The 24,716-nt window shown below is 71.2% G+C and carries 20 protein-coding genes; 10 read left to right on the forward strand and 10 right to left on the reverse strand.

Annotated features, from left to right (window positions below; genetic code table 11):
• The first annotated feature begins 4 nt into the window (after positions 1–4).
• From AC07RV_RS06445 to AC07RV_RS06455, 3 genes are read left to right on the forward strand one after another with little or no spacing between them, the layout of a single operon-like run.
• Positions 5–832 (forward strand): ABC transporter permease, encoded by an 828-nt coding sequence (locus AC07RV_RS06445; protein WP_296786649.1) that lies wholly within the window; start codon positions 5–7, stop codon positions 830–832.
• A complete protein-coding gene (locus AC07RV_RS06450) occupies positions 829–2,493 on the forward strand; it encodes an ABC transporter ATP-binding protein (RefSeq protein ID WP_296786651.1) in 1,665 nt (554 codons plus the stop codon). The genes AC07RV_RS06445 and AC07RV_RS06450 overlap by 4 nt, the downstream gene beginning before the upstream one ends.
• Before the next feature lie 26 nt (positions 2,494–2,519).
• The gene (locus AC07RV_RS06455) at positions 2,520–4,085 is read left to right on the forward strand and encodes an ABC transporter substrate-binding protein (protein WP_296786654.1); all 1,566 of its coding nucleotides are present in this window, start codon (positions 2,520–2,522) and stop codon (positions 4,083–4,085) included.
• Positions 4,086–4,106: 21 nt separating this feature from the next.
• Here the strand turns inward: AC07RV_RS06455 and AC07RV_RS06460 are convergent, their stop codons facing one another.
• Both AC07RV_RS06460 and AC07RV_RS06465 read right to left on the reverse strand, forming a co-directional pair.
• A complete protein-coding gene (locus AC07RV_RS06460) occupies positions 4,107–5,573 on the reverse strand; it encodes an NAD-dependent succinate-semialdehyde dehydrogenase (protein WP_296786657.1) in 1,467 nt (488 codons plus the stop codon).
• Entirely contained in the window at positions 5,570–6,838 is a 1,269-nt protein-coding gene (locus tag AC07RV_RS06465; protein ID WP_093346482.1) for a 4-aminobutyrate--2-oxoglutarate transaminase, read from the reverse strand. The genes AC07RV_RS06460 and AC07RV_RS06465 overlap by 4 nt, the downstream gene beginning before the upstream one ends.
• Positions 6,839–6,955: 117 nt before the next feature.
• Here AC07RV_RS06465 and pdxR point away from each other — a divergent pair, with 117 nt between their 5' ends.
• From pdxR to AC07RV_RS06485, 4 genes are all read left to right on the forward strand, one after another.
• Positions 6,956–8,431, forward strand: a complete 1,476-nt coding sequence (gene pdxR / locus AC07RV_RS06470; RefSeq protein WP_093346479.1) for a MocR-like pyridoxine biosynthesis transcription factor PdxR — start codon at positions 6,956–6,958, stop codon at positions 8,429–8,431.
• A gap of 113 nt (positions 8,432–8,544) precedes the next feature.
• Positions 8,545–9,294 carry an extensin-like domain-containing protein gene (locus AC07RV_RS06475; RefSeq protein WP_296786661.1) on the forward strand — a complete coding sequence of 250 codons (750 nt, stop codon included), beginning with the start codon at positions 8,545–8,547 and terminating at the stop codon, positions 9,292–9,294.
• A 22-nt stretch (positions 9,295–9,316) separates the two neighbouring features.
• Complete coding sequence (locus AC07RV_RS06480) at positions 9,317–10,444, forward strand: hypothetical protein (RefSeq protein ID WP_296786665.1); 1,128 nt, start codon at positions 9,317–9,319, stop codon at positions 10,442–10,444.
• The gene (locus AC07RV_RS06485; RefSeq protein ID WP_093346471.1) at positions 10,441–10,950 is read left to right on the forward strand and encodes an endonuclease V; all 510 of its coding nucleotides are present in this window, start codon (positions 10,441–10,443) and stop codon (positions 10,948–10,950) included. Before AC07RV_RS06480 ends, AC07RV_RS06485 begins: the two co-directional genes overlap by 4 nt.
• Before the next feature lie 17 nt (positions 10,951–10,967).
• Here AC07RV_RS06485 and AC07RV_RS06490 read toward each other — a convergent pair whose 3' ends face one another.
• Positions 10,968–11,600 carry an ankyrin repeat domain-containing protein gene (locus AC07RV_RS06490; RefSeq protein WP_296786670.1) on the reverse strand — a complete coding sequence of 211 codons (633 nt, stop codon included), beginning with the start codon at positions 11,598–11,600 and terminating at the stop codon, positions 10,968–10,970.
• Between the two features lie 111 nt (positions 11,601–11,711).
• Here AC07RV_RS06490 and AC07RV_RS06495 point away from each other — a divergent pair, with 111 nt between their 5' ends.
• Positions 11,712–13,370, forward strand: a complete 1,659-nt coding sequence (locus AC07RV_RS06495) for an ATP-binding protein (protein ID WP_296786671.1) — start codon at positions 11,712–11,714, stop codon at positions 13,368–13,370.
• The gene (locus AC07RV_RS06500; RefSeq protein WP_296786672.1) at positions 13,367–14,083 is read left to right on the forward strand and encodes an alpha/beta hydrolase; all 717 of its coding nucleotides are present in this window, start codon (positions 13,367–13,369) and stop codon (positions 14,081–14,083) included. The genes AC07RV_RS06495 and AC07RV_RS06500 overlap by 4 nt, the downstream gene beginning before the upstream one ends.
• A gap of 8 nt (positions 14,084–14,091) precedes the next feature.
• Here the strand turns inward: AC07RV_RS06500 and AC07RV_RS06505 are convergent, their stop codons facing one another.
• From AC07RV_RS06505 to AC07RV_RS06525, 5 genes are read right to left on the reverse strand one after another with little or no spacing between them, the layout of a single operon-like run.
• Entirely contained in the window at positions 14,092–14,964 is an 873-nt protein-coding gene (locus tag AC07RV_RS06505; RefSeq protein ID WP_296786675.1) for a phosphonopyruvate hydrolase, read from the reverse strand.
• A gap of 44 nt (positions 14,965–15,008) precedes the next feature.
• Complete coding sequence (locus AC07RV_RS06510; protein WP_296786678.1) at positions 15,009–16,253, reverse strand: pyridoxal phosphate-dependent aminotransferase; 1,245 nt, start codon at positions 16,251–16,253, stop codon at positions 15,009–15,011.
• Complete coding sequence (locus AC07RV_RS06515) at positions 16,250–17,905, reverse strand: ABC transporter permease (protein ID WP_296786681.1); 1,656 nt, start codon at positions 17,903–17,905, stop codon at positions 16,250–16,252. The genes AC07RV_RS06510 and AC07RV_RS06515 overlap by 4 nt, the downstream gene beginning before the upstream one ends.
• Positions 17,905–18,969, reverse strand: a complete 1,065-nt coding sequence (locus AC07RV_RS06520; protein WP_296786685.1) for an ABC transporter ATP-binding protein — start codon at positions 18,967–18,969, stop codon at positions 17,905–17,907. Before AC07RV_RS06520 ends, AC07RV_RS06515 begins: the two co-directional genes overlap by 1 nt.
• Before the next feature lie 29 nt (positions 18,970–18,998).
• On the reverse strand, positions 18,999–19,901 hold the full coding sequence (locus tag AC07RV_RS06525) for an ABC transporter substrate-binding protein (RefSeq protein ID WP_444814244.1): 903 nt from the start codon (positions 19,899–19,901) through the stop codon (positions 18,999–19,001).
• Positions 19,902–20,086: 185 nt separating this feature from the next.
• Here AC07RV_RS06525 and AC07RV_RS06530 point away from each other — a divergent pair, with 185 nt between their 5' ends.
• Positions 20,087–20,980 carry a LysR family transcriptional regulator gene (locus AC07RV_RS06530; RefSeq protein WP_203206660.1) on the forward strand — a complete coding sequence of 298 codons (894 nt, stop codon included), beginning with the start codon at positions 20,087–20,089 and terminating at the stop codon, positions 20,978–20,980.
• A 33-nt stretch (positions 20,981–21,013) separates the two neighbouring features.
• Here the strand turns inward: AC07RV_RS06530 and AC07RV_RS06535 are convergent, their stop codons facing one another.
• Positions 21,014–22,093 carry an RNA methyltransferase gene (locus AC07RV_RS06535; RefSeq protein WP_296786691.1) on the reverse strand — a complete coding sequence of 360 codons (1,080 nt, stop codon included), beginning with the start codon at positions 22,091–22,093 and terminating at the stop codon, positions 21,014–21,016.
• Between the two features lie 73 nt (positions 22,094–22,166).
• Positions 22,167–24,695 (reverse strand): excinuclease ABC subunit UvrA, encoded by a 2,529-nt coding sequence (locus tag AC07RV_RS06540; RefSeq protein ID WP_296786693.1) that lies wholly within the window; start codon positions 24,693–24,695, stop codon positions 22,167–22,169.
• Positions 24,696–24,716 lie beyond the last annotated feature (21 nt).

The following is a 24,716-nucleotide window of genomic DNA, read 5'->3' on the forward strand; positions in this document are numbered from 1 at the left end:
GAAGATGACCCGCAACAAACGCATTCCCCTCAACGCAATGGTCGGCCTCGTCATCGTCGGCCTGGTCGTGGCTGCCGCGCTCCTGAGCCTGGTGTGGACGCCGCACGATCCGCTGCGCATCAACTTCGGCTCGCGGCTCAAGCTGCCCGGCGCGCGCTACCTGCTGGGCACCGACGAGTTCGGCCGCGACGAGCTCTCGCGCCTGATGGCCGGCGCCGCCACCAGCGTCTGGATCGCGGTGCTCACGGTGGGCTTCTCGATCGTGGTGGGCAGCATCGTGGGCGTGCTCACGGGCTTCCTGCGCGGCTGGACCGACCGCATCGTGATGGCCTTCAACAACGCGCTGCTGGCCTTCCCGGGCCTGCTGCTGGCGCTGGGCCTGCTCGCGGTGGTGGGCGCCAACCAGTACGGCATCGTGCTCGCGCTCGGGCTGGCCTACACGCCCTCGGTGACGCGCATCGTGCGCGGCACGGTGCTGTCGCTGCGCGAGAAGGAGTTCATCGAATCCTCGCGCGTGCTCGGCAACTCCGAGCTCTACACCATGGTGCGCCACGTGCTGCCCAACTGCACCGCGCCGCTCACGGTGCTGGCCACCTCGATGTTCGGCTGGGTGATCCTGGCCGAGAGCGCGCTCTCGTTCCTCGGCCTCGGCGTGCCGCCGCCCGCGCCCACCTGGGGCAACATGCTCGCCTCGGCGCGGCCGTTCATGGCGCAGGCCAGCCACCTCTCGATTCTTCCGGGCCTGTGCATCGCGCTGACGCTGCTGGGCATCAACCTGCTGGGCGACGCGGTGCGCGACTGGCTCGATCCGCGCATGAAGGGCGTGCAATGACTTCCACTTCCACCACCGCCGCGCTGGTCAGCGTCGAAGGCCTCACGCTCGCCGTCGGCCCCGGCGGCCGCGAGATCGTGCGCGACGTGAGCTTCGACATCGCGCCCGGCGAGATGGTCGGCATCGTCGGCGAATCGGGCAGCGGCAAGACGCAGGCCGCGCGCGCCCTGATGGGCCTCACGCCGCCGCCGCTGGTGCGCACCGCGGGCCGCATCCTGTTCGAGGGCGAGGACCTCGCGCTCGCCAGGCCGGCGCGGCTGCGCGAGCTGCGCGGCGCGCGCGTGGGCATGGTGTTCCAGGAGCCGATGACCTCGCTCAATCCGTCGATGACCATCGGCCGCCAGCTCGAGGAGGCGCTCGCGCTGCACCGCCGCGAACTGTCGCCCGCCGCGCGGCGCACGCGCGTGCTCGACATGCTCGCGCGCGTCGGCATCCGCGATCCGCAGGGCGCGCTCGCGGCCTGGCCGCACGAGTTCTCGGGCGGCATGCGCCAGCGCATGATGCTGGCCTCGGTGATGCTGCTGGAGCCCGCCCTCTTGATCGCCGACGAGCCGACCACCGCGCTCGACGCGGTGGTGCAGCGCGACGTGCTCGAGCTGATGGTGGGCCTCACGCGCGAGCACCGCACCGCCGTGCTGATGATCAGCCACGACCTGCCGATGGTGGCGCGCTTCACGCAGCGCATGGTCGTGATGCGGCATGGCGAGGTGAAGGAGACCGGCCGCACCGAGGACCTCCTCGAACAGCCGAAGCACCCCTACACGCGCGAGCTGCTGCAGGCCATGCCGCGCCGGCTGCCCGCGCGCGCGGTGGCCGACGAGCCGCCGGTGGTCGAGGTGCGCAACCTCGTCATCGACTATCCAGGACGCCGTCGCCTGTTCGCCAAGACCGCGCCCAGGCGCGCACTGCACGGCATCGACCTCGTGGTGCGTCCGCGCGAGGTGGTCGCGGTGGTCGGCGGCTCGGGCTCGGGCAAGACCACGCTGGGCCGCGCCATCGCCGGACTGCTCAAGCCCGGCGGCGGCGAGATCCTGTTCCGCGGCCGCTCGATCGCGCGCTCCGACCCCGGCTGGGCCGACTACCGTCTGCAGTGCCAGATGGTGTTCCAGGATCCCTATGCCTCGCTCGATCCACGCATGACCATCGGCCAGCTGGTCGGCGAGGGGCTGCGGCTGGTGCCCGGCATGTCGACGGCCGACAAGGCGAAGCGCGTGGCCGAGGTGCTCGACGAGGTCGGGCTCGGCACCGCCTACGCGCCGCGCTATGCGCACCAGCTCTCGGGCGGCCAGCGCCAGCGCGTGGCGATCGCGCGCGCACTGGTGCGCCGGCCCGCCTTCGTGATCGCCGACGAGCCGGTGTCGGCGCTCGACGTCACCGTGCGCGCCCAGGTGCTCGAGCTGTTCGCCGAACTGCAGAAGCGCCACGGTTTCTCGTGCCTGTTCATCAGCCACGACCTCGGCGTGGTCGAGCAGGTGGCCGACCGCGTGGTCGTGATGCAGGACGGCCGCATCGTCGAGCAGGGCACGCGCGACACCGTGTTCGACGCGCCGCGGCAGGACTACACGCGCCGGCTGCTGTCCGCCATTCCGGCGCTCGAGCCCACCGAGGCCGGCGGCGTGCGGCTGCGCTGGCGCTTCGGCGCCGAGACCGCCCTCGCCTGAAGTTCTTTTTTTCGCAGGAGTCCTCCATGCCCCGTCCCTTCTTCCGACTCGCGGCCCTCGCCGGCGCCGGCCTCGCCTGCGGCGCGGCGCTGGCCCAGACCACGGTGACGGTGGCCCAGCCGGCCGACATCCGTTCCACCAACCCGGGCGTGAACCGCGACAACACCACCGACGGCATCGTCCTCAACATGGTCGAGGGCCTGGTCGGCTACCGGCAGGACGGCAGCGTCGGCCCGCTGCTCGCGCAGTCGGTCGAGGTGTCGCCCGACGGCCTGACCTACACCTTCAAGTTGCGCCGTGGCGTGAAGTTCCACAACGACGCGCCGCTGACCTCGGCCGACGTGGCCTGGAGCTGGAAGCGCTACATGGACCCGAAGACCGACTGGCGCTGCCTCAGCGAATACGACGGCCGCAACGGCCTCAAGGTGGTCGAGACCGCGACGCCCGACGACGCCACCTTCACGATGAAGATCAACCGGCCCTCGGCCGTGTTCCTCGATTCGCTGGCGCGCTCCGACTGCGGCATGACGGCGATCCTGCACAGGAGCTCGGTCAAGGCCGACGGCAGCTGGGACAAGCCCGTGGGCACCGGCCCCTTCAAGTTCGGCGAGTGGAAGCGCGGCGAGTACGTCACGGTCACGGCCTTCAAGGGCTACACCTCGCCGCCGGGCGCGACCAAGGTCGACGGCTACGTGGGCCTGAAGGCGCCGCTGGTCGACACGGTGCGCTTCCTGGTCGTGCCCGACGCGGCCACGGCCGCGGCCGGCCTGAAGTCGGGCGCCATCGACGCGGCCCAGATCACCTCGAGCGACGCGCAGGAACTCAAGACCGACCGCAACCTCGTCGTGCAGGCGCCGACCGAGGCCACCAAGAACGCGCTGCTGATCCAGACCCGCGATCCGCTGCTCAAGAACCAGAAACTGCGCCAGGCCATCGCGGCCTCGCTCGACATGGAGCAGATCGTGGCGGCCGCCTCCGAGGGCCTGGGCACGGTGAACAACGCCGCCATCCACAAGACCTCGGCCTTCTACGGCCCGGTGCAGAAGAAGGGCTACCACTACGACCCGGCGCTGGCCGCCAGGCTGCTGCGCGAGGCCGGCTACAGGAACGAGAAGATCGTCATCCAGACCAACAAGCGCGCCCACGTGCCGAGCTACACGGTGGCGGTGCTGGCGCAGGCCATGATGCAGTCGGTGGGCATCAACGCGCAGATCGAGGTGCTCGAATGGGCCACGCAGCTCGACCGCTACAACAGCGGCAACTACCAGATGAGCTCGTTCACCTATTCGTCGCGGCTCGACCCGGCGCTGAGCTACGAGCAGTTCTCGGGCCCGAAGGACAAGCAGTCGCGCAAGGTCTGGGAAGACCCGCAGGCGCTCAAGCTGCTCGACGACAGCTTCGCCGAATCGGACCCGAAGAAGCGCCAGGCCCTGTTCGACCAGATCCACGCGCTGATGATCCAGCAGGTGCCGATGATCATGCTGTTCAACGGCATCGACGCCTGGGGCGTGCGCAAGCGCCTGAGCGGCTTCTCGGTGTGGGAAGGCAAGCCCCGGCTGTGGGGCGTGTCGGCGGCCGCGAAGGCCTCGTGAGCGGCCGCCGCGCCGCCATGCTCAGTCCTGCAGGCAGAGGTACTTGAGCTCGAGGTAGTCCTCGATCCCGTGCCGCGAGCCCTCGCGGCCCAGGCCCGACTGCTTCACGCCGCCGAAGGGCGCGACCTCGTTCGAGATCAGGCCGGTGTTGATGCCGACCATGCCGGTCTCGAGCTGCTCGCCCACGCGCCAGAGGCGGCGGCGGTCCTCGGTGAAGAGGTAGGCGGCGAGGCCGAACTCCGAATCGTTGGCCATCGCGACGACCTCCTCCTCGGTCTCGAAACGGAACAGCGGCGCCAGCGGCCCGAAGGTCTCCTCGCGCGCCACGCGCATGGCCTGCGTCACGCCGGTCAGCACGGTGGGCTCGAAGAAGCTGCCGCCCAGCGCATGCGGCTTGCCGCCGGTGCGCAGCTCGGCGCCCTGCGTGAGCGCGTCGTCGATGTGCTGGCGCACCTTGGCGACCGCGCGGCCGTCGATCAGCGGGCCCTGCGTGATGCCGGCCTCGAGGCCGTTGCCCACGCGCATCGCCTCGACCGCGGCGACCAGCCGCGCGGCCACGGCGTCGTAGATGCCGGCCTGCACGTAGATGCGGTTGGCGCAGACGCAGGTCTGGCCCGCGTTGCGGAATTTGGAGGCCACGATGCCCTCGATCGCGCGGTCGATGTCGGCGTCGTCGAACACGATCAGCGGCGCATTGCCGCCGAGCTCGAGCGAGAGCTTCTTGATGGTCGGCGCGCACTGCTGCGCGAGCACGCGGCCCACGCCGGTGGAGCCGGTGAAGCTGAGCTTGCGCACGGTCGGGCTCTCGCACAGCGCGGCGCCGATCTCGGGCGCGTTGCCGGCCACGATCTGCAGCACGCCGGGCGGCAGGCCGGCCTCGAGCCCCAGCACGCCGAGCGCGAAGGCGCTCAGCGGCGTGAGTTCGGCCGGCTTGACGACGATGGTGCAGCCCGCGGCCAGCGCGGGACCGACCTTGCGCGTGATCATCGCGGCCGGGAAGTTCCACGGCGTGATCGCGGCGCACACGCCGATCGGCTGCTTGAGCACCACGATGCGCTGGCCGGCGCGCTGCGGCTGCAGCACCTCGCCGTCCACGCGCTTGGCCTCCTCGGCGAACCATTCGATGAACGAGGCCGCGTAGGCGATCTCGCCGCGCGCCTCGGCCAGCGGCTTGCCCTGCTCGAGCGTCATCAGCCGGCCCAGGTCATCCTGGTGCGCGAGCATCAGCTCGGCCCAGCGGCGCAGCACGCGCGCGCGATCGGGCGCGGTGCGCGCACGCCAGGCGGGCAGCGCGGCGGCGGCGCCGGCGATGGCGCGCTCGGTCTCGGCGCGGCCCATCCGCGGCACGTCGGCCAGGTGTCGGCCGGTGGCGGGGTCGTTCACGGCGAAGGTGGCGCCGTCGTCGGCCGCGACCCACTGGCCGTCGATCAGGCCGGCGCCGCGCAGCAGGTCGGGGCGCTGCAGGCCCAGGGTGGAAGCGGTGCTCATGCCGAGAACGCCTCCTCGACGATGGCCAGCGCGCGTTCGAACTGCGCATCGGGAATGGTCAGCGGGTAGAGGAAGCGGATCACGTTGCCGTACATGCCGCAGCTCAGCAGCACCAGGCCCTGCGCCAGGGCCTTGGCCTGCACGCGCGCCACCGCTTCGGCATCGGGCGCGCCCGTGGCCGCATCGCGCAGCTCCACCGCGACCATCGAGCCCTGCGCGCGCACTTCGGCCAGCGCCGGGTTCGATTCCTTGATCTTCAACAGTCGGCCGACCAGGCGCTCGCCCAGCGCGGCGGCGCGTTCGCAGAGCTTCTCGTCGGCGATCACGTCGAGCACCGCGTGCGCCGAGGCCACCGCCAGCGGATTGCCCGCGTAGGTGCCGCCGAGGCCGCCGGGCGCCGGCGCGTCCATGATGGCGGCGCGGCCGGCCACGGCCGACAGCGGCATGCCGCCCGCGAGGCTCTTGGCCATGGTGATCAGGTCGGGCTCGACGCCGTGGTGCTGCATCGAGAACAGCCGGCCGGTGCGCGCGAAGCCGGTCTGCACCTCGTCGGCGATCAGCACGATGCCGTGCGCGTCGCAGAGGCGGCGCAGGCCCTGCAGCAGCGCGGTGGGCGCGACGTTGAAGCCGCCCTCGCCCTGCACCGGCTCGATCACGATCGCGGCCACGCGTTTCGGATCGATGTCGGCCTTGAACAGCTTCTCGATCGCGGCCAGCGAGTCGTCGGCGCTCACGCCCTGCAGCGCGCTCGGGAACGGCACGTGGAACACGTCGGCCGGGAACGGGCCGAAGCCGGTCTTGTAGGGCGCGACCTTGCCGGTCATGGCCAGCGCCATCAGCGTGCGGCCATGGAAGCCGCCGCCGAAGGCGATCACGCCGGCGCGGCCGGTGTGGGCGCGCGCGATCTTCACCGCGTTCTCGAGCGCCTCGGCGCCGGTGGTGAAGAAGGCCGTCTTCACCGGGCCGGAGATCGGCACCAGCGCGTTGAGCCGCTCGGCCAGCGTCACCACGCTCTCGTAGGGAACGATCTGGTAGGCCGTGTGCGTGAAGCGCCCGAGCTGCTCCTGGATCGCGGCCACCAGGCGCGGATGGCGGTGGCCGGTGTTGAGCACCGCGATGCCGGCGGCGAAGTCGATGTATTCGCGGCCTTCGATGTCCCACAGCGTCGCGTTCTCGGCGCGCTGGGCATAGAAGCCGCACATCACGCCCACGCCGCGCGGCGTGGCCGCGAGGCGGCGGGTCTGGAGTTCGGAGTTGGTGGTCATGGCTGAAGGCGTCCGGGAAAGGGCTGGAGGTCGATCGGAAGTTCTGATTGAATGCGCAATTGGCTCCATCAAAAAGATCCACTTCCTGCAATCAGGATGGAGCCAATCCAAAAAGCCATGAAATCCATCTGCGCCGACCTGGTGCTGCAGCGCATCGCTCCCGCCGCCGGCGCCGCGCTCAACCGCCAGCTCTACGACTGCCTGCGCGGCGCCATCCTCGACGGCAGCCTGCCGCCCTCGAGCGCGCTGCCGGCCTCGCGCGACCTGGCGCGCGAGACCGGCATGTCGCGCAACACCGTGCTGCATGCCTACGAGCAGCTGCGCGCCGAGGGCTACGTGCATTCGCGCGTGGGCAGCGGCACCTTCGTGGCCGAGACCACGCCCGAGAGCCAGCTGGCCACCGGCCGCGGCGCGGCCGCCGCGCCGGCCCGCGCCGCGCCGGTGCGGCTGGCCCGGCGCGCCCAGGCGCTGGTCGACGATGCTTCGGCCGCGGCGCGCCAGTGGGGCGCCTTCATGCCCGGCGTGCCCGACGTGACCCAGTTCCCGCACCGCGCCTTCGGCCGCATCGTCGCGCGCCTGTGGCGCGACCCCGCGCCCGAGCTGCTGACCTATTCGCACGGCGGCGGCCATCCGGCGCTGCGCGAGGCGGTGGCCGAGCACCTGCGCGTGGCGCGCGCGGTGCGCTGCGACGCCGACCAGGTGCTGATCACCGAGGGCGTGCACCAGGCCATCGACCTGTCGCTGCGCATGCTGGCCGACCCGAGCGACACCGTGTGGGTCGAGGAGCCCGGCTACTGGGGCTTCCACAAGCTGCTGCAGATGGGCGCCTGGCGCGTGCGGCCGCTGCGCGTGGAGGCCGAGGGCGACGGCCCCGGTGCCGGCTGGCCGCGCGGCGGCAGCGCGCCACGGCTGATCTTCGTGACGCCCTCGCACCAGTACCCGCTGGGCTCGGTGATGAGCCTGGCGCGCCGGCGCGAGCTGCTCGACTTCGCGCGCCAGTCGGGCAGCTGGATCGTGGAGGACGACTACGACAGCGAGTTCCGCTTCGCGGGCCGGCCCATCCCCTCGATGCAGGGGCTCGAGGACGACAGCCCGGTGATCTACATCGGCACCTTCAGCAAGACCCTGTTCCCGGGCCTGCGCGTGGGCTACATGGTGCTGCCGCGCGCGCTGGCCGCGCACTTCCGCACCGCCCATGCCGACCTCTACCGCGAGGGCCACGCCATCACGCAGGTGGCGCTGGCCGAGCTGATCGGCCAGGGCCACTACGCCGCCCACATCCGCCGCATGCGCGTGCTCTATGCGCGCCGGCGCGCGCTGCTGGCCGGGCTGATCGCCGAGCACCTGGGCCCCGACCACCTGCATCCGCAGGCCAGCAATGCCGGGCTGCACCTGGTGCTGCGGCTGCCCGAGGACCGCGACGACGTGGCGATCATGGAAGCGGCGCAGGCGCGCGGCGTGCTCTCGCGGCCGCTGTCGCGCTACTACCGGCGCGGCGACGGGCGGCGCGGCCTGCTGCTGGGCTATGCCTGCGTGGAGGAGGCGAACATCGAGCCGGCGTTCCGCGTGCTGCTCGACTGCATCCGGCCTTGAGCGGCACCCGGCCGGTTCGCATCGGCCTACACGCGCTGGCCGATCATCCCGACAGCGCCGCGCGCGGCCTCGGGTCCCAATGAGGCTTTCGCCATCCACCGCCTTCGTTCCCCGTGCCCCTGCCCCCAGCGCAAGACCGACCCGCTCGCCTCGGACGCCGACTGGCCCTCGCGCTGGTCGTCGCCATCGCCGCCGGCGTGGTGGCCGTCTTCACGGGTGCCATCGAGGTGCCCGAGCGCCACGATCCCTGGGCACCGCTCGACGTGACGGCCCCGCCCAACTGGCTCACTTCGTACAAGCTGGCCCGCGCGCGTGGCGACCCGGTGCGCTGCCAGGCCGCGCTGGCCGACACCGGCATGCAGTACGAGCGCGTGCCCGACCGCGTCACCGGCCCGGGCTGCGGCTTCGAGAACGCCGTGCGCCTGCGCTCGGCCGGCGTGCGGCTGGGCAGCGCGCCCACGCTGAGCTGCCCGATGGCGCTGTCCTTCTTCATGTGGGAGCGCCATGCGCTGCAGCCCGCGGCCCTGCGGCACTTCGGACAGCCGGTCGCCGCGGTCGACCACCTCGGCAGCTATGCCTGCCGCAACGTGAACCGCGGCGAAGGCGCCGTGCCCGGCGCGCCACGCAGCCGGCACGCCACGGCCGATGCTTTCGACGTGGCCGGCTTCGTGCTCGCGGACGGACGCCGCATCAACGTGCGCAAGGACTGGCGCATCGACGCCACGAGCCCTTCGGCCGCGCTGCTGAACGACGCCCACCTGGGCGCCTGCCGTTTCTTTCGCGGCGTGCTCGGGCCCGAGTACAACGCGGCGCACCGCGATCACTTCCATCTGGAGACGGGCGGGTTTCCGATGTGCCGCTGAGCCCGTCTGCTAGAAAGCCACCATGAGCGCTTCCCTCGCTGCCTCTCTCGTCGATCTCGTGCTGGGCCTGGAACTCGGCGCGCGCGGCGATGCCGATCCGAACCGCTTCGCGCTCGAGGGCGTGCGCTGGACCACGGGGCAGGACGGCACGCGCGAACTGCGGATCGCGCGGCTCGAAGCGACGGCCCTGCGGCTCGCCACAGGCGCGCTGGTGCTGGAGATCGAGCGCATCGCCGTGCACGAACTGGTCGCGCGCGTGCAGGCCGAGAACGGGTCGCTGCGCGTCGGCGCCATCGAGGCCCGCGACGCGGAATTCGCCGGCCTGAAGTTGCACGGCCCGCTGGTGCTGCCACGGCAGTTCCGCCAGCTGTGGGAAGCCACCCACCCCGCCGACGGCACGACGCTGCCGCCGCCGGCCGATGCCTGGCAGCTCGGCCCGCTCGGCGAGATCGACGGCACCCTGCGCGGCCGCATCACCGACGCGCACCTGCTGTTCGATGCCGACGTGACCGTGCCGATCCGCCACGGGCTGGTCGACTTCAACGACGCCACCGTCGAGCACGTGGGCCCCGACTCGCGCATGGGCGTGAGCCCGCTCGGCTTCTACGTCGATGCGCCGAACGGCCGCAGCTACCTCTACCAGTTCGCCTCGGCGCCGCTCGCGGGCGTGGAGTTCGAGCGCCGCAAGAGCCTGATCGGCCCGTGGATCTCCGAGCGCGGCAAGCTGCGGCTGCGGCCCTTCGCCGAATCGATGCTGCGCCAGGGCCTGGGCACGCAGGCCCAGGGGCTGACGGCGCAGGCGCGCACGCTGCTGGGGCGCACGGCCCTGTCGGGTGAACTGCGGCTCGGGGACGGACTGCTCGCGCTGCCCGGCCTGCAGGTGTCGATGGACGGGCACGAGCAGGGCCTCAACACCATCGTGCTGCGCTCGGAATCGGTGGGGCGCGGGCTGGGCGCTGAGATCGCCGCGCTGTCCGCGCACGAAATCACGGCGAGCTGGGGCGGCGCGCAACTCGCCGGCGAGGCCGTGACGGCCAAGCTCGGCGTGCAGGTCGTCGTCGAGGGCGACACCCTGCGCTTCGTGCTCGCGGCCGCGAGCGGCCGCATCACCGCACCCCGCATCGGCTTCGCGGCCGGCGAGCCCGCGTGATCCTCGCCGTCGATGTCGCCTACGCCGAGTCGGGCGGCGCGATGGCCGCCGGGCTGCTGCTCGCGGACTGGCATGACACCGCGCCCGTGCGCGAGATCCTGGTGCCGGTGCCGCAGGTCGAGGACTATGTGCCCGGCGCGTTCTACCGCCGCGAGCTGCCCTGCATCGAGGCCGTGCTCGCGCAGGTCGCCGAGCCGCTCGCCTGCATCGTCATCGACGGCTACGTGACGCTGGGCACGCCGCCGCGCGACGGCCTCGGCGCGGTGCTCTGGGACAAGCTCGGCCGCGCGACCCCGGTGATCGGCGTCGCGAAGACGAGGTTCGCGGGGGCGCCGCCCGAGACCGAACTGCTGCGCGGCGAGAGCGCGCGCCCGCTCTTCGTGACGGCCGCGGGCATGCCGCTCGAGCAGGCCAGGGCGCACATCCGCGCGATGGCCGGTGCCTACCGGCTGCCCGAGATGCTCAGGCGGGTCGATGGCCTGTCGCGCCAGCGCGCGCAGGTCTAGCCGATGCTTGCGTGGGTCTACGCGGGACGCGATCGCTTCGACTGCTCGAGCCGCGCGATGAGCTCCTTCGGCAGACGCCGCGCCCGCGCGATGTCGACCGCATCGCGCCCCTGCTCGTCGGCCACGGACGCATCGGCACCGGCCGCGATCAGCAGCGCCAGGGTCTCGAGCCGCTGCAGCCGGGCTGCATAGAAGAGCGGCGTTTCGCCGTGCGCGCGCAGGTTCAGCGCGGGCTTGTTCGCGAGCAGCACGCGGCACATCGCCGCGTCGTCGCGCCACACCGCGGCCCACAACGACCAGCTCGTGTTCGCGCCGCGCTTGGCGAGGAACTTCACCAGCGGAAGGTTCTCGCCGCGCGCCACCGCGTACCAGATCGGCGTGGCGCGGAAGTCGCCCTCGTCCTCGTCCATGGGCACCTCGGCCTCGAGGTCGGCGCCCGCATCGAGCAGCGCGGTCACGGTCTCGATCCCATGGGGTTCCGCAAGCTGCGCGCCCTCGGCCTTCACCGTGCAGGCCAGATGGATCGCCGCGCGGCCGCGCGGATCGGTGGCGCCGACCAGCGCCGGCGCCTGGGCCAGCTGGGCCTGCACCGAGGCCGCGTCCCAGGCCTTCGCGGCGGCGAACAGCGAGGTCTTCGAGGGCTGGGGCATGGGCGCTTTCCTTCCTTGTCTGCGTCGGGCCATCTTCCCACGGCCTTGACCCAGGTCAATCGCCGAGCGCCCGCGCCGGGCTAGCATGGACAGGCGACACGAGGAGACGCCGTGGAACTCGAGATACCGGAGATGCTGGCCGCCGTCCTGCGCAGCCAGGTCGGCGCGCAGTCGCCGCTGGGCCTCCAGCTGGGCGGCCAGGGAGCCTGCAGCGGCATACGCGTCGTGTCGAGCCGCCACTTCGACGGCCGCTCGCTCAACCTGCTCTACCAGCTGAGCCTCGGCAAGGGCGCGCGCGACCTGGTGTTCCAGCTGCTCGCGCTCGACAACCTCAACGGCGAATCGCAGCTGCAGCCGATCGCGAACCTCGAAGCAATGGTGCCGGCGCTGACCGAATGGCTGGCGCGCGACGCGATCGACGGCTGGCTCTACCAGCGCGGCAAGGACGGCGTGCTGCTGCCCTGGCTGGTCCACACGGTGCGGCTGGTGAAGCCCACCGAGGGCAATGCCTACGTGCTCGTGGGCCTGCTCGCCAACACCTTGCAGGCCGCCGGCCGCGAGCCGCCCTCCGAGCCCCGGCTGCGCTTCGCGGGCATGACCTGGGGCCTGAGCTTCTACGAGGAGCAGCTGCCGCAGCGCACGCTGGCCGACCTGTTCGCCGACCACGGCTTTCACAAGGAGTGCGCGGAGTTCAAGCGCGAGTACGAGATGCAGCTCGAGCGCTTCGGCAAACTGCAGCCGCAGCACGGCGCGCAGTTCACCGTCGGCGGCAGCGTGTGGACCGCGGGCGAGGGCCCGCGCGCGGCGCTCGAGTGCCACCGGCTGCCCGAGGCCGCCGCAGTGCGCTGCGTGAACGACGAGGAGCTGCTGCGCCGCCGCTTCGACCTGGCGGCCGATCCGCACCACTGGCGCGAGAGCGGCATCGCCCAGGGCTTCGATCGCATTCCGCAGCACTGCTACCTGCACCTGTTCCACCTCGACTGGCACCGCAACATCTGGGTCCATGCGCAGCATGTGCAGGAGTACCGGTACCAGCCCGGCCTGCGCGAGCGGCTGGTGCTGCCGCAGGCGCACCGCGACCTGATCGACATCCTCACGGCCGACCGCAACTTCCTGGTCGAGGACGTGGTGCCCGGCAAGTCGGGCGGCACCACCATCCTGTGCAAGGGCGCGCCCGGCCTGGGCAAGACGCTGACCGCCGAGGTCTATGCGGAGGTGGTCGGCAAGCCGCTGTACCGCGTGCATTCGGGCCAGCTCGGCGTGACGGCGAGCTCGGTGGAGACCAGCCTCACGCGCATCCTGCAGCGCGCCGCGCGCTGGGGCTGCGTGCTGCTGCTCGACGAGGCCGACGTCTACATCCGGCGCCGCGACAACGACCTGCAGCACAACGCCATCGTGGCCGAGTTCCTGCGCACGCTCGAGTACTTCAGCGGCCTGCTGTTCATGACCACCAACCGCGTCGGCGACATCGACGAGGCCATCCTCTCGCGCTGCATCGCGGTGATCGACTACCAGCCGCCCGGGCCCGAGGATGCGCGGCGCCTGTGGGCCACGCTGTCGGCCCAGCTCGGCGTGGAACTGCCGCCCGCCGTGATCGACCGGCTGGTGGTCGACTACGCGGGCGCCAGCGGCCGCGACATCAAGGAGCTGCTCAAGCTCACGAGCAAGTACTGCCGGCGCAAGGAGCTGCCGCTGTCGACGCAGTCCTTCGCGCAGTGCGCGGTGTTCCGCGGCATCGCGCCCGCCGCATCGCCCGGAGGCACCGCATGATCGACCCCACCCTGTTCGGCGGCGCGCTCACCGGCCGCATGGCCTTCCGGCCCGGTGCCGCGCCGCTGTACGAACCGTTGCCGCCCGGGCGCCACGACCTGGGCTTCGACGAAGGCCGCGATGCGGTGCTGGTGGTGCCCGAAGGCCTGCCCACGGATGCGCCGCTGCCCCTGCTCGTGATGTTCCATGGCGCGGGCGGCGAGGCCAACCGCGTGCTGCCGCACTTCGTCGCGCATGCGCGCTCGCGCGGCTTCCTGCTGCTGGCGCCGCAGTCGATGTACGCCACCTGGGACATCGTGGTCGGCGGCCACGGCCCCGACCTCGAGCGGCTCGACAACGCGCTGGCCACCGTGTCGCGGCATTTCCGGCTCGACCCCGCGCGGCTCGCGCTCGCGGGCTTCTCCGACGGCGGCAGCTACGCGCTGTCGCTGGGCCTCACCAACGGCGACGTGGCGAGCCACGTGATCGGCCTGTCGGCCGGCTTCATGAACAGCTTCGCGCAGGCCGGCACGCCGCGCTTCTTTCTCGCGCACGGACGCTCGGACAGCCAGTTGCCGATCGAGACCAGCGCCCATCCGCATGCCCGGCGGCTGCTCGAGAGCGGGCACGACCTCACGCTGCAGCCCTTCGATGGGGACCATGTGATCGTGCCCTGGGTGGTGGGGCGGGCGGTGGCCTTCTTCCTGGGGGACGAGGCGGCGAAGGCGGCCTGAACGCGCGGCTACTTCAGATAGCGGGCCTCGACGGCGCGCATGCGTTCGTCGCCCTGCAGCTCGATGATCTCCTTGACGGACGGAAGCGCCGCATCCACCTCGCGGATGCCGCCGTCTCTGCGGATCCGGGCGAACACCTCGCGCACGGCGCCGACCGCCGCGCGGATGGCGTGGTTGCCGTAGATGACGATGCCGACCTTCGAGAGCGCGGCGATGTCGGCCTCGGTCAGTTGCGGATAGGCGGTGGGCACCAGCACCAGCGGCACCTTGCCGGGCCAGGACTTCACGAAGGCCAGGATCTCGTCGGGCGTCTTCTGCCTGGAATGGATCAGTATCGCGTCGGCGCCGGCCTCCTCGTAGGCCTGGCCGCGCCGCACGGCTTCCTGCTGGCCCAGGCCGGCGATCAGCGCTTCCACACGCGCGATCACCACGAAGTCCCTGTCGGCGCGGGCAGCGGTCGCCGCCGCGATCTTGCCCTGGAACTCCTCGATGCGGACCAGCTCCTGCCGGCCATCGGTCCTCAGGCTGGTGTCCTTGGGAAAGGTCTTGTCCTCCATCACGATGGCCGACGCGCCGGCCGCTTCATACTGCGGCACGACGTAGTGGACGTTCACCGCGTTGCCGAAGCCGGTGTCGATGTCGGCGATCAACGGAATGGACACGGTGGAGGCGATGGCCCGCATCATCTCCAGGTGCGTGGACATCGACAGGATGTTGGCGTCGGGCACGGCATAGCTGGCCGACAGCTCGAAGCCGCTGCCCCAGATGCCGCCGAAGCCGGCCTGTTCGGCCAGCTTCGCCACCAGGGGATTGTGGGCGGCCATGGCGGTGAACAGCCGGCCGCTGTCGAGGGCTGCGCGCAGCGCTTGATTCTTGGTCATTGAAGTTTCTGTGGATGGATGAACGAAGTGATGTGGAGCGCCGCTCAGCCGAGCCGCGCGCAGGCCGCGGCGATCCGCGCCATGGCCGCGTCGAGCTCCGCGTCCGAGGCCGCATAGGAGACGCGGAAATGGCCCGGCAGCTCGAACGCGGAGCCGGGAACGATCGCCACCCCCGCCTCGCGCAGCAGGTACAGCGCGAGGTCGGCATCCGTCGCGATCAGGTGGCCCGCGGGGTCGCGCCGCCCCAGCAATCCCTGGCAGCCCGGGAAGGCGTAGAAGGCGCCGGGCGGCAGGTCGCAGGCGATGCCTTCGATGCGGTTGAGCTGGCCGACCACGCTGTCGCGGCGCCGCCGGAAGGCGTCGACGAACTGGGGAAGAAAATCCATCGGGCCGTCGAGCGCGGCGACGGCGGCGGCCTGGCTGATCGAACTGGTGTGCGAGGTGGACTGCGACTGGACCAGGTTCATGGCCTTGATCAGTTCGAGCGGCCCGGCACCGAAGCCCACGCGCCAGCCGGTCATGGCATAGGCCTTGGACACGCCGTTGATGGTCAGCGTGCGCGACGCGAGCGCGGGCATCACGGCGGCCGGCGTGGCGAAGGCGTCGGTCTGGTAGCGGATCTTCTCGTAGATGTCGTCCGCCATCACCCAGACATGCGGATGGCGCAGCAGCACCGCGCCCAGCGCGGCCAGTTCATCGTGCGAATAGACCGCGCCGCTGGGATTCGACGGCGAGTTGAGCATCAGCCACTTGGTGCGCGGCGTGATGGCTTCCTCCAGCTGTCGCGGCGTGAGCTTGAAGCCGCTCGCGGCACCGCAGCGGACGATCACGGGCGTGCCGCCCGCCAGCAGCACCATCTCGGGGTAGGACACCCAGGCCGGCGTCGGCACCACCACCTCGTCGCCCGGATCGATGGTGGCCTGCAGCGCGTTGTAGAGGATCTGCTTGGCACCGCAGCCGACCTGGATCTGCTCGGGGTCGAAGCGCAGCCCGTTGTCGCGCTCGAACTTGCGCACCACCGCCTCGCGCAGCGCGAAGGTTCCGGCCACGTCGGTATAGCGCGACTCGCCGCGGTCGATGGCCTGCTTGCCGGCCTCGCGCACATGGTCGGGCGTCGGGAAGTCGGGCTCGCCCTGGCTCAGCGCGATGACGTTGCGGCCCTCGCGCTTGAGCTGGTTGGCCAGCCGCGTCATCTCCTTCGTGGCCGAGGGCTTGGCGCCGAGCACGCGCCCGGCCAGGAACGGATGGGATTCGCGCGAGGATGTTGTTGTTGTCGTGGCTGTCGTCATTCGATGGTTCCTACTCTCAGCTTGAAGATCCAGCGCGCCAGCGCCAGGGGGATGAAGATGGTCAGCAGCAGCACCAGGCTGTAGGCACAGGCCAGTGCCAGCCGCCCGCTGTCGATCTGCTGGAAGATCTCGATCGGCATGGTGTTCATGCCGCCGAAGTACAGGACGACCGTGGCCGACAGCTCCGACAGCGTCGTGACCCACATCAGCACGGCGGCGGCGACGACCGACGGGCCGATCACCGGAAGCACCACGCGCACGAAGCTGCGCAGCGGGCTCACGCCCAGGCTCATGGAGGCCTCCTCGATCGAATCGCGCAGGTTGTGCAGCGGGCCGGCGGCGGCGCGCACGCTGGTGGGCATGCGCCGCAGGAAGTAGGCCAGCGCCATCACCACCCAGCTGCCGGTGAGCACCAGCCAGCCACTGTTGAACGCGTTGATGAGCGCGATGCCCAGCACGGTGCCGGCGATGGTCAGCGGCAGCATCACCAGCACGTCGAGCACATGGGTGAGCCACGAGCGCCGCTTGACGATCAGGTAGGCCGACACGACCGAGAAAACGACGCCCGCCACGGTGGCGATCGAGGCCAGGAACAGCGAGTTGTACAAGGGCTCCGGCGCGCGGAACAGCGCATGCTGCAGATGGGCCAGCGTGAAGCTGCCGTAGCGCAGCACCGGCCCCACGGACGGCGTGAACGCGGTGACGACCACCACCACGGCCGGCAGCAACGACAGCAGCACCACGCCGAGCACGGCGCCGCTGGCCAGCACCGCGCGCCAGCCGTGGATCGCCAGCACCACCGGGCTGCGGCCCGCTTCCATTTGGAACTGGCGCTTCTCGATCACCAGTTTCTGCACGAGCAGCAGACCCGCGCCCAGCAGTACCAGCAGCGATGCCATCGTCGTCTGCATCTGCGGGTTGCCGCCCATCTCGCTGACGAACTCGTTGTAGGCCTTCACCGCCAGCACCGGCGTGCGCGCGCCAAGGATGGCCGGCACGCCGAAGCTGCCGATCACGTGGGTGAACACGATGAGCGCGCCGGCGAACAGCGAGGGCAGCAGCAGCGGCAGGGTCACGCCACCGAGCACGCGGCCGATCGGCCGGCCCAGGCTCAGCGCGGCCTCCTCCAGGTTGCGGTCCATCGACTTCAGGCCAACGAGGACAGCGACGAAGGCGTACACGTAGTTGTTGAGGGTCATCACGTAGACCATGCCCCACCACGAATAGAGCGACGGCAACTCGATGCCCCAGGGTGCCAGCGCCATGTTGACGAGGCCTTGCTTTCCCAGGATCAGCACCCAGGCCGCGGCCACGACGACGTCGGGGACCACCAGCGTCACGAGCGGCAATGCGGTGACGATGCCGGCCAGCGGGAACCTGCAGCGCGCGACGACCACGGCCAGGCCGCCGCCCACGAGCATCGAGGTGGCCGTGACCGCCAGCCCGAGGATCAGCGTGTTGAAGAAGACCTCGCGGTACGAGGCCTCGGCGAAGAAGCGCAGGTAGCCGCCGAAGCTAGGCTGGCCGTCGGGGCCCACGAAGGACTTGCCGATCATCCCCGCCAGCGGCAGGACCAGGAACACGCCCAGCACGCCGATGGCGCACAGCGCCAGCACCAGCCAGGCGGGATCGCGTCGCAGCGCGCGGGACATCATGCGGCCTGCACGATGTGCGCGTCGACGGGCAGTGCCAGCACGACGGCGTCGTCGCGCGCGCGGCTCTGGTCCTGCTGGCGCGTGCGCACCTCGACCCGAAGCACGCCGGCGCTGGTGCGCACCCGGTAGCCCGTGAGGCCGCCGCGGAACTCGACATGCTCGATCACGCCGCGCAGATGGCCGTCGGCCGTCGCATCGGCGTCGGCGAAGACCAGTTCCTCGCTGCGCACCGCCAGCAAGGCGCCGGGGCGCACCGGCACCGCGCTGTCGGTCAGGATGACGCCGGCCGGCGTGCCCAGGCGGCGCAGCCCGTTGGCGGCCGCGGGCAGTTCCTCGTCGATGGCGATGAGGTTGGCGCCCCCGACGAAGTCGGCCGCGAAGGCGGTGCCGGGCCGGGCGTAGATCTCGCGCGGCGGGCCGATCTGGACGATGCGCCCGCGGTCCATCACGGCGATCAGGTCGGACAGCGCCAGCGCTTCTTCCTGGTCGTGCGTGACGAACACGGTCGTGATGCCCGCCTCGGTCTGCAGGTCGCGCACCAGGCTGCGCAGCTCGACGCGCAGCTTGACGTCGAGCGCCGACAGCGGCTCGTCCAGCAGCAGCAGCCGGGGCTCGATCACCAGCGCGCGCGCCATCGCGACGCGCTGCCGCTGGCCGCCGGACAGGGCCGCGGGCGAGCGGTCGGCCATCGCCTTCAGCCCCACGCGGGCGAGCATGGCCAGCGCGCGTTGTTCCGCGGCCGCGCGGTCGACGCCGCGCGCGGCGAGTCCGTAGACGACGTTCGCAAGGACCGAGCGATCGGGGAACAGCGCGTAGTCCTGGAACACCATGCCGACCCCGCGGCGATGCACCGGCACGTGGGTCACGTCCTCCTCGCCGAACCGGATGCGCCCGGCGTCCGGCCGCACGAACCCGCCCAGCATGCGCAACAGCGTGGTCTTGCCACAGCCCGAAGGCCCCAGCAGCGTGAAGAACGAGCCGCTCGGGATCGCGAGGTCGAGCCCGTCGAACAGGGGCTGGCCGCCATAGCTCTGGGCGATGGCTTCGAATGAGACTTGCATCGGTGGCTTTCGTCGGCCCGCGGTGCCGGTCAGCGCGCGTTGACGCTCTGGCGCCACTGCGCGATGAACGCCGCGCGCTCAGTGCCCATCCGGGCATCGTCGAGCGCCACGACCTTGATGCTCGACAGCGCGGGCAATTCCGCCAGCCTGCTCACGTCGATGTCGGTGCGCAGCGGACGGCGGTAGGCGCTCTTGAAGACCTCGATCTGCGTCTTGCCGGCGGCCAGGAATTCATAGAGCCGGCGGGCCTCCTGCGGATGCTTCGCGCCCTTGATCAGGGCCATGCCTTCGGGCGAGAGGAAGGTGCCCTCGGCCGGATAGACCAGCTTGATCTCCTTGAGTCCGCCGGCCACGTACTCGTAGGCGGCGTACTCCATCGTCACCGCCACCGCGAACTCGCCCTTGGCCACGCCTTCGTAGGCGGCGGAGGTGGTGCCGACGATCACGGCATTGCGCACGACCTTGGCGAGGACCTCGTTGCCCAGCAGCTTTTGCAGCCCGTACAGCGCGACGAACGAGGCGCTGCTGCGCTCGGGATCGGGAATGACGATCTTGCCCTTCCACTTCGGATCGGCCAGGTCGGCCCATCCCCGCGGCGGCTGGCCGCCCGGCGTCTGGCGCAGGTTCGCCATCAGCACGGTCACGTGGACGTTGGTGCCCAGCCAGAGGCCGTTCGGCCCGCGGTAGGCCGGCGGTATGGCGGCGGCCTGCGCGGATTCGTGGGGCTGGAACTGGTCGCGGAATTCGCCGATGGTCGACAGGCCGCCCGACCAGAAGATGTCGCCCAGCGGGTTGGCGGCCTCGGCCTTGATGCGCTGCATCAGCGCGCCGGTGCCGGCGCGCACCACGGACACCTTGATGTCCGGGTTCTCCTTGGTGAACTGGTCGACGACCTGGTTCACCGTCTCCACGTTGTTGGAGGAATACAGCACGACCTCGCCCGCGCAGGCCTGCGCCAGCCGTCCCGCGAAAATGAGGAAAAGACATAGTTTTGGCAGCAAGCGAAGCATGTGGTCCCGCCCTTTCGAGGCACTGTTGGTGACAGAATGAATGCTATCGACCGCCAAATTCCCATCAATCAGGGTTCTGTGACAGTATTCCCCACCGTGGTTTCGCAATGAGTTTTGATCATGAAAGAGCGGCCGAAGTACCGCTGACGCCGCTGCGCGCCTTCGTGGCGGTCGGCCGGCATGGCAACTTCACGCGGGCCGGCGCGGCGCTGGGCGTCACCCAGGGCGCGGTGAGCCGCCACATCGCCTCGCTCGAAGCGTTCGCGGGCGGACGGCTGTTCCACCGCCGGGGCTCGACCGTCGAATTCACGCCCAGCGGCCTGCAGCTCTTCGAGGCGGTCAAGGACGCCATGTCGACCATCGAGATGACCATGCAGTTGCTGGCGCAACGTGGCCGCAAGCACGACCGGCTGAAGGTGCGCACCTCGATGCCGAGCTTCGCGATGACGGTGGTGGTGCCCGCGCTCGGCGCCTACACGGCCCAGCACGGCGTGCAGATCGACCTGATCACCTCGCTGGCCCCGCCCGAGCCGTCCGACGACTTCGACGTGCTCATCACCCGCGACCTGAGCGTGCCGGGAACGGAGAGCTGGGAGCTGATGCGCGAGGAACTGGTCTGCGTCGCGTCGCCGTCCCTGCTGGAGAAGCACCGCGCGCGATCGAAGAGCGGTTGGCCCCTGGTGGCGGCGCGCTCACGGCCCGACGTCATCGCGACCTGGGCCATCGCCGCGGGCATCGCGACCGAGAGCCTCTATGTGGTCGCCACCTACGACCATCTCTTCCTGGCCATCACCGCGGCCATCGGCGGCACCGGCTTCCTGGTGGTGCCGAAGCTGCTGGTGCTGGATCCGTTGCGCGACGGCACGCTGGTGCTGGCCGACGGCCAGAGCATCGGCTCCGGTGCGAGCTACCTGGCCTACGTCAGCACGCACAGCGCGCATGCCCAGAGCGCGGGCGACTTCTGCCGCTGGCTCAAGGGCATGCTTCGCGAGCGCATGTGAGCGCCGACCGCGCCGGGCTCGTGCGCGTCGCGCCTAGTCTTCAGGTCGGCTCGACGGCCGGCGCACGATGGACGCCGCATCCACGGTCACGGGCCGGGCCTGCCCCGCCACGCCGGCGCCCGTCGCGCGTGCGCGCAACTGCCCACACCCCCCATCCACGTCCTGCCCCGCCGAATTGCGCAACTTGGTCAGGATGCCGCGCTCGTGCAGGGTGCGCGCGATCTGCTGGCAGCGCGCCCAGGCCGGGCGCTGGAAGTCCACGCCGTCGACCGCGTTGAACGGGATCATGTTGAGCACGCCGTACTTGCCCGACAGCAGCCGCACCAGCCCCTCGATCTCTTCCTCGCTGTCGTTGATGCCTTCGAGCAGCGTCCACTGGTACTGGATCGGATAGCCGGTGGTGCGCGCATAGCGTTCGCCGGCCGCGACCAGTTCCTCGGGCGTGAGCCGCGGCGCGCGCGGCAGCAGCTTGCGGCGCAGTTCGTCGCGCGTGGTGTGCAGCGACAGCGCGAGCGCGGGCCGCACGCGTTCCTGCAGCAGCCGCTCGAACACGCGCGGATCGCCGACGGTGGAGAACACCAGGTTCTTATGGCCGATGTTGCCGACCGTGCCGAGCAGCTCGATCGCCTCCATCACGTTGTCGAGGTTGTGGGCCGGCTCGCCCATGCCCATGAACACCACCTTGCGCACCGGCCGGCGCATGCGCGCGAGCGCCACCTGGGCAATGATCTCGGCGCTGCCGACCTGGCGCAGCAGGCCTTCGCGCCCGGTCATGCAGAACTGGCAGCCGACCGCGCAGCCCACTTGCGAGGACACGCACAGGCCGTCGCGCGGCAGCAGCACGCTCTCGACGGTCTGGCCGTCGGCAAGCGCCACCAGCAACCGTTCCGAACCATCGGCGCCCGGATGCACCGCATCCACGCGCGCAAGGCCCGCGAGCTCGGCCTCGATGGCCGGCAGCTCGGCCATCAACCCGGCCGGAAAGAAGCTGTGCGGCAGCCGCCGGCCGCTGTCGCGCGGCAGCGCATGGGACCACAGCCGCAGCACGCGCTGCTCATGGCTGGGGCCCGCGCCTGCTTCGCGCAGTCGGCGTCGGATGTCGTGGATTCGCATGGGGTTGAAACGGAAGGCGACGCACGGCGGCGCGGATCGGGGGCCCAGATTGTGCACCCGGGCCACGCCCGGCTCAGCCCCACTGGCGCGCGAGGTACTTCGCCGTGGGCGTGCCGGCCTTCGCGACCTCGCGCGGCGTGCCCGCCGCCACCACGCGCCCGCCCTCGCCGCCCGCGCCAGGGCCCATGTCGATGACCCAGTCGCAGCGCGCCACCACGCGCATCTCGTGCTCGACCAGCACCACCGTGTTGCCGGCGTCGACCAGTTCGTCGAGCTGCGCCATCAGCCGGTCCACGTCCGACGGATGCAGCCCGGTGGTCGGCTCGTCGAGCACGTAGAGCGCGTCGCCGCGCTGCGCGCGCTGCAGCTCGGTCGCGAGCTTGATGCGCTGGGCCTCGCCGCCCGACAGCTCGGTGGCCGGCTGCCCCAGGCGCAGGTAGCCCAGGCCGATCGCCGCGAGCAGGCGCAGCGGCCGCTCGATCTGTGCGTCGTCCAAGAAGAAGGCATGCGCCTCGTCCACCGTCATCGCGAGCACGTCGGCGATGCTCTTGTCGCGCAGCCGCACCTTCAGCGTCGCCGCGTCGAAGCGCGAGCCGCCGCATGTCGGGCACGGCGCATAGACGCTCGGCATGAACAGCAGCTCGACGCTGACGAAGCCCTCGCCCTCGCAGGTCGGGCAGCGGCCCTTGGCGACGTTGAACGAGAACTGGCCGGCATCGAAGCGGCGCGCCTTCGCGGCGCGGGTCTGCGCGAACAGCTTGCGCACGTGGTCGAACAGCCCGGTGTAGGTCGCGAGGTTGGAACGCGGCGTGCGGCCGATCGGCTTCTGGTCCACCCGCACCAGGCGCCGGATCCGGTCCAGGCCCTCGACGATGCGGCCGTGCGTCTCCTGGGCGAGCGAGGGCTCGCCCTCGCCCGGCTCGTCGTCGGCCGGTGCCTCGTGGCCCAGGTGGGCCGCCACCAGCTGCACCAGCGCCTGGCTCACGAGGCTGGACTTGCCCGATCCCGAGACACCGGTGACCGCGGTCATCGCGCCGATCGGAAATGCCGCGTCGACCGCCTCGAGGTTGTTGCGCGTGACGCCTTCGAGCCGCAGCCAGCCCTGCGCCGAACGCGGCGGCCGGCCCGCATCGCCGGCCGCCTCGGGTGCGAACAGGTAGGCGGCCGTGCGGGAAGCCGCCACTTCGCGCAACCCGGCGGGCGGCCCGCTGTAGAGCACCTCGCCGCCGTTCTCGCCCGCGCCGGGCCCGACGTCGACCAGCCAGTCGGCGCGGCGCATCAGGTCCAGGTCGTGCTCGACCACGAACAGCGAGTTGCCCGCGCGCTTGAGTGCATCGAGCGCGTCGACCAGTGCCTCGGCGTCGGCCGGGTGCAGGCCGGCCGAGGGCTCGTCGAGCACGTACACCACGCCGAACAGCTTGGAGCGGATCTGCGTCGCGAGCCGCAGCCGCTGCAGTTCGCCCGGCGACAGCGTGGGCGTTGCGCGATCAAGCGAGAGATAGCCCAGCCCGAGGCCCAGCAGCGTGTCGAGCCGCGCCAGCGCGTCCTGCGCGATGCGCTGCGCCACGATGCGTTTCTCGGCCGACGGCGCCACCTTGCCATGCGCCTCGCCGCGCGCCGCCGGCCGCAGCACCTGCGCCAGCGCGCCCAGCGTCAGGTGCGAGATCTGCCCGATGTCGAGCCCCGCGAAACGCACCGACAATGCCTCGGCCTTGAGCCGCTTGCCCTGGCAGGCCGGGCACGAGGCGCCCGACATGAAGCGCGAGACGCGGTTCTTCATCAATGCGCTCTGCGTGGTGGCGAAGGTGTGGAGCACGTACTTGCGCGCGCCCATGAAGGTGCCCTGGTAGCTGGGCTCGAGCTTGCGGCGCAGCGCGGCGCGCGTCTCGGCCGGCGTGAAGCCCGCATAGACCGGCACCGTCGGCTGCTCCTCGGTGAACAGGATCCAGTCGCGCGTCTTCTTCGGCAGCGCGCGCCACGGCGTGTCGACGTCGATGCCCAGCGTGACGAGGATGTCGCGCAGGTTCTGCCCCTGCCAGGCCGAGGGCCAGGCGGCCACCGCGCGCTCGCGGATCGTGAGGCTGTCGTCGGGCACCATCGCGCGCTCGGTCACCTCGAACACCCGGCCCAGCCCGTGGCAGACGGGGCAGGCACCCTGCGGCGTGTTGGGCGAGAAGTCCTCCGCGTGCAGCATCGCCTGGCGCGCCGGGTAGTCGCCCGCGCGCGAATAGAGCATGCGCAGCAGGTTCGACAGCGTGGTCACGCTGCCCACCGAGGAGCGCGCGCCCGGCGTGCCGCGCTGCTGCTGCAAGGCCACGGCCGGCGGCAGCCCGTCGATGGCATCGACCGCCGGCACGCCGACCTGGTCGATCAACCGCCGCGCATAGGGCGCCACCGATTCGAGGTAGCGCCGCTGCGCCTCGGCATACAGCGTGCCGAAGGCCAGCGAGGACTTGCCGGAACCCGAGATGCCGCTGAAGACCACGAGGGCATCGCGCGGGATGTCGACGTCGACGTTGCGCAGGTTGTGCTCGCGCGCGCCGCGCACGGAGACGAAGCGGTGGGAGGCCGGATCGGGCAAGGTTTTGGGTTGTTGGGGCATGGTGTTCGCGAGGGCTGGCGC

The organism is Variovorax sp. GW821-FHT09B01, from assembly GCF_059418345.1.

What these genes read in the sequence shown, in the direction of transcription:
- AC07RV_RS06535 (WP_296786691.1), bottom strand. Translation starts at nt 22,093, where the DNA reads ATGCGAATCCACGACATCCGACGCCGACTGCGCGAAGCAGGCGCGGGC.
- AC07RV_RS06490 (WP_296786670.1), bottom strand. Translation starts at nt 11,600, where the DNA reads ATGCCCCAGCCCTCGAAGACCTCGCTGTTCGCCGCCGCGAAGGCCTGG.
- AC07RV_RS06455 (WP_296786654.1), top strand. Translation starts at nt 2,520, where the DNA reads ATGCCCCGTCCCTTCTTCCGACTCGCGGCCCTCGCCGGCGCCGGCCTC.
- AC07RV_RS06510 (WP_296786678.1), bottom strand. Translation starts at nt 16,253, where the DNA reads ATGACGACAGCCACGACAACAACAACATCCTCGCGCGAATCCCATCCG.
- AC07RV_RS06450 (WP_296786651.1), top strand. Translation starts at nt 829, where the DNA reads ATGACTTCCACTTCCACCACCGCCGCGCTGGTCAGCGTCGAAGGCCTC.
- pdxR (WP_093346479.1), top strand. Translation starts at nt 6,956, where the DNA reads ATGAAATCCATCTGCGCCGACCTGGTGCTGCAGCGCATCGCTCCCGCC.
- AC07RV_RS06515 (WP_296786681.1), bottom strand. Translation starts at nt 17,905, where the DNA reads ATGTCCCGCGCGCTGCGACGCGATCCCGCCTGGCTGGTGCTGGCGCTG.
- AC07RV_RS06505 (WP_296786675.1), bottom strand. Translation starts at nt 14,964, where the DNA reads ATGACCAAGAATCAAGCGCTGCGCGCAGCCCTCGACAGCGGCCGGCTG.
- AC07RV_RS06460 (WP_296786657.1), bottom strand. Translation starts at nt 5,573, where the DNA reads ATGAGCACCGCTTCCACCCTGGGCCTGCAGCGCCCCGACCTGCTGCGC.
- AC07RV_RS06465 (WP_093346482.1), bottom strand. Translation starts at nt 6,838, where the DNA reads ATGACCACCAACTCCGAACTCCAGACCCGCCGCCTCGCGGCCACGCCG.
- AC07RV_RS06480 (WP_296786665.1), top strand. Translation starts at nt 9,317, where the DNA reads ATGAGCGCTTCCCTCGCTGCCTCTCTCGTCGATCTCGTGCTGGGCCTG.
- AC07RV_RS06540 (WP_296786693.1), bottom strand. Translation starts at nt 24,695, where the DNA reads ATGCCCCAACAACCCAAAACCTTGCCCGATCCGGCCTCCCACCGCTTC.
- AC07RV_RS06445 (WP_296786649.1), top strand. Translation starts at nt 5, where the DNA reads ATGACCCGCAACAAACGCATTCCCCTCAACGCAATGGTCGGCCTCGTC.
- AC07RV_RS06500 (WP_296786672.1), top strand. Translation starts at nt 13,367, where the DNA reads ATGATCGACCCCACCCTGTTCGGCGGCGCGCTCACCGGCCGCATGGCC.
- AC07RV_RS06520 (WP_296786685.1), bottom strand. Translation starts at nt 18,969, where the DNA reads ATGCAAGTCTCATTCGAAGCCATCGCCCAGAGCTATGGCGGCCAGCCC.
- AC07RV_RS06530 (WP_203206660.1), top strand. Translation starts at nt 20,087, where the DNA reads ATGAGTTTTGATCATGAAAGAGCGGCCGAAGTACCGCTGACGCCGCTG.